The sequence below is a fragment of the Phytoactinopolyspora endophytica genome (assembly GCF_004138495.1).
Taxonomy (GTDB): Bacteria; Actinomycetota; Actinomycetes; order Jiangellales; family Jiangellaceae; genus Phytoactinopolyspora; species Phytoactinopolyspora endophytica.
Genome location: NZ_ML142852.1, coordinates 142,948 through 145,436 on the forward strand (window position 1 = coordinate 142,948; position 2,489 = coordinate 145,436).

General features: G+C 68.2%; 1 protein-coding gene. It reads right to left on the minus strand.

Annotated elements, in window-relative coordinates:
- Positions 1-162 precede the first annotated feature (162 nt).
- Entirely contained in the window at positions 163-2,454 is a 2,292-nt protein-coding gene (locus ELR45_RS09015; protein WP_129665277.1) for a primary-amine oxidase, read from the minus strand.
- Positions 2,455-2,489: the final 35 nt, after the last annotated feature.

The window sequence follows — 2,489 nt, forward strand, 5'->3', positions numbered from 1 at the left end:
CCGGCCTGCGGATCGTCGGTGGCGGTTTCATCGGCGCTGCAACCGGCCGTGATCAGAACGGCCGCGGTCACACCACAGGCGATCCTGAAGCCGGTTCGGTTCATGTGGCGCATGAGACCTCTCTCGTGAACGATGGGGCTGCAGATCCTGCGTGCAGCGGTTTCAACTGCAATGACATGTGTCGTTCCCGGCACTGGCACAGTGCCGCGCCGACGGAGGAACGTCGACCGTGGGGTTGCGGTCGAAGAACCCCACGGGTTTCAGGGTGAACCCGCAGGTGTCGACCGGCATGATCGGCCAGTCCTCAGGGCGTGGGAAATGGGTCAGCCCGAACGTGTGCCAGAGCACGACATCCTGGCCGTCGATATCCCGGTCCGCCTCGGTGTATGCGGGCAGACCGGCTCCGCCGGGGTGCTGGTTGACCAGGTCACCGGCGGGGTACCGCTCGGCCGGGTGGTAGGGCGTCACCCACAGGTGCTTGGTAGCGAAGGCAGCGCGACGGCGGATCGACGACGTCTCGCCGGCCAGCAGCGTGGACTTTCCCTCCGGGTACAGCACATAGGCGACCGGCTGGCCGAACCGGTTACGCACCGACGGGTTGTTGACCCGCCACACCCGGTCGATCGAGTTGTCCGCCACCCGCCGCCCCTCGCGCTCGGTCCGCAACCGGGTCACGGCCTGGGCGAACGCGCTGCCGTAGGGGTTGTCGTCGCCATGGGGCAGCGGTACGACGTCGACCTCGTCGACCGCATTCTGCATGCCGTCGACGGCCATATCGAGACGGGCACCGAACAGGTGCTGGTGGTACGGCGCCGCCAGCCCCGGCGCGACCTCCGACGCGTATCGCTGGGCGCGTTCGTCGTACGCACCGGTGAACACGATGCCGGTGGCCTTGACCTCGAGCTCGATGGTCCCGTCGAGGTACAGATACCAGTAGAAGCCGTAGTCGTAGTTGCCGACCGTGACGAAGAACGAGATCACCAGCCTGCGCTGTCGCCGGGTCTCGACGGAGCCGTTGGCCGGATCGGTGTGCTTCCAGAGCACACCGTAGTCCTCCTCGTGCATACAGATCGCGTTACGGATCACCCGTGGCGAGCCGTCGTCGTTGACCACGGTGACGTCGAAGTAGGTGATCTCGCCCAGGCAGTCGCAGCCGAGCTCCAATGAGTTGGCGAGCCGGCCGAGCTGGTACTCCCCGGTGTCGAAGTAGTTCTGCCAGAACCGCACCGCGCTCGGGTCGCCGTAGGGCACGACCATCTCGGCGACGGACGCGCGGTAGATGATCGGCCGCCTCCGGCCGTCGTCGTCGAAGCCGAGCCGGTGCAGGACCAGCCCTTCGCGCATGTCGTAGCCGAGCCGGACGCTCCAGTTCTCCCAGGTGACGAGGTTGTCCTCGATCTGGAAGCTCGGCCCTTCCGGCTGGGTGATCTCGATCGGCCGCTGCGACGTTCGGTGCGAGCCGAACACCCCGGGCACGTGGTAGTCGCCGGACTCCTCCGGGATCGGCAGCGCCCCGGTGTCGACCACCTCCAGCACCGTCTCCTTGGTCAGGTCGACGTAGGCGACCAGCCCATCGATGGGGTGCGCCCAGGGCAGGCTCTCCGGTGTGGGCTGAAGATGCGCGAGCACGCGGGCGATCCGGCGGCCGTGCTCGTCGGGCCGGTCGAAGTATCCCGCGGTCAGTGCGGCGACGTAGACGGTCTCCATGTCGGTGATTCCGCGGCGTTCCAGTGCCTCCACCCACGCGTCGTCGGCTCTCACGACGCGCCGCACCAGGGCGTGTTCCTCGTCGAGCATTGGTACCTGGCCGTCGACTGCGGGGTCGATGGGCCGGCGGGCTTCGACTCGCCGGTCCGTGAGTGAGACGACGACCTCCTCGGACGCCTCGGTGGCAAGGTCGATGACGAACGCGCGTGCGCGCCTCGATGGTCTCGACTCGCTCAGGTTTGCGGGGGCAAGTAACGGTGGGGAGGGAGAATTCTCGGCCTCGCCCGCGGCGAGGTCGTCGCTGCCCTCCTCCCACGCCGATGCCCGAGCCGAACCCTGGCCGGGAATTCTCCGTCCCCACCTTCTCTGGTCACCCTGCGTCTGGGGGTCTCCGGCCATGCCGTTCTCGACCGAGTGCGCGTCGTCCCCGGGAGTGAAGATGCCTTCTTCGAAGGCGAGCACCTCGCGCTTGTGCGGTTCATCGAGGCCGAGGTACGCGATGCGGGCGGAGCCGCTCATCACGCCGGCGTCGCCGAGGATCCGCGTGGCCTGCTCGATCTCTGCCGCGCTCAGGGGGTCAAGCGGATGCGGCTCTCTGCCCGGTCCGAGTACCCGCCGCCGGTCGCCGTCCGTGTCTCCCCGCGGCACGGACCCATCCGACGCGACGCCCTCCCGGCTCTGCACCGTGGCCACCGTGTGGCAGCAGGCACCCGAGTCGGCAGGTGCGGGGATCGGGCGGTCCGTCATACGGTTCACTCCCTCGTTCCGGCATGCCGGAACGT

What these genes read in the sequence shown, in the direction of transcription:
- ELR45_RS09015 (WP_129665277.1), bottom strand. Translation starts at nt 2,454, where the DNA reads ATGACGGACCGCCCGATCCCCGCACCTGCCGACTCGGGTGCCTGCTGC.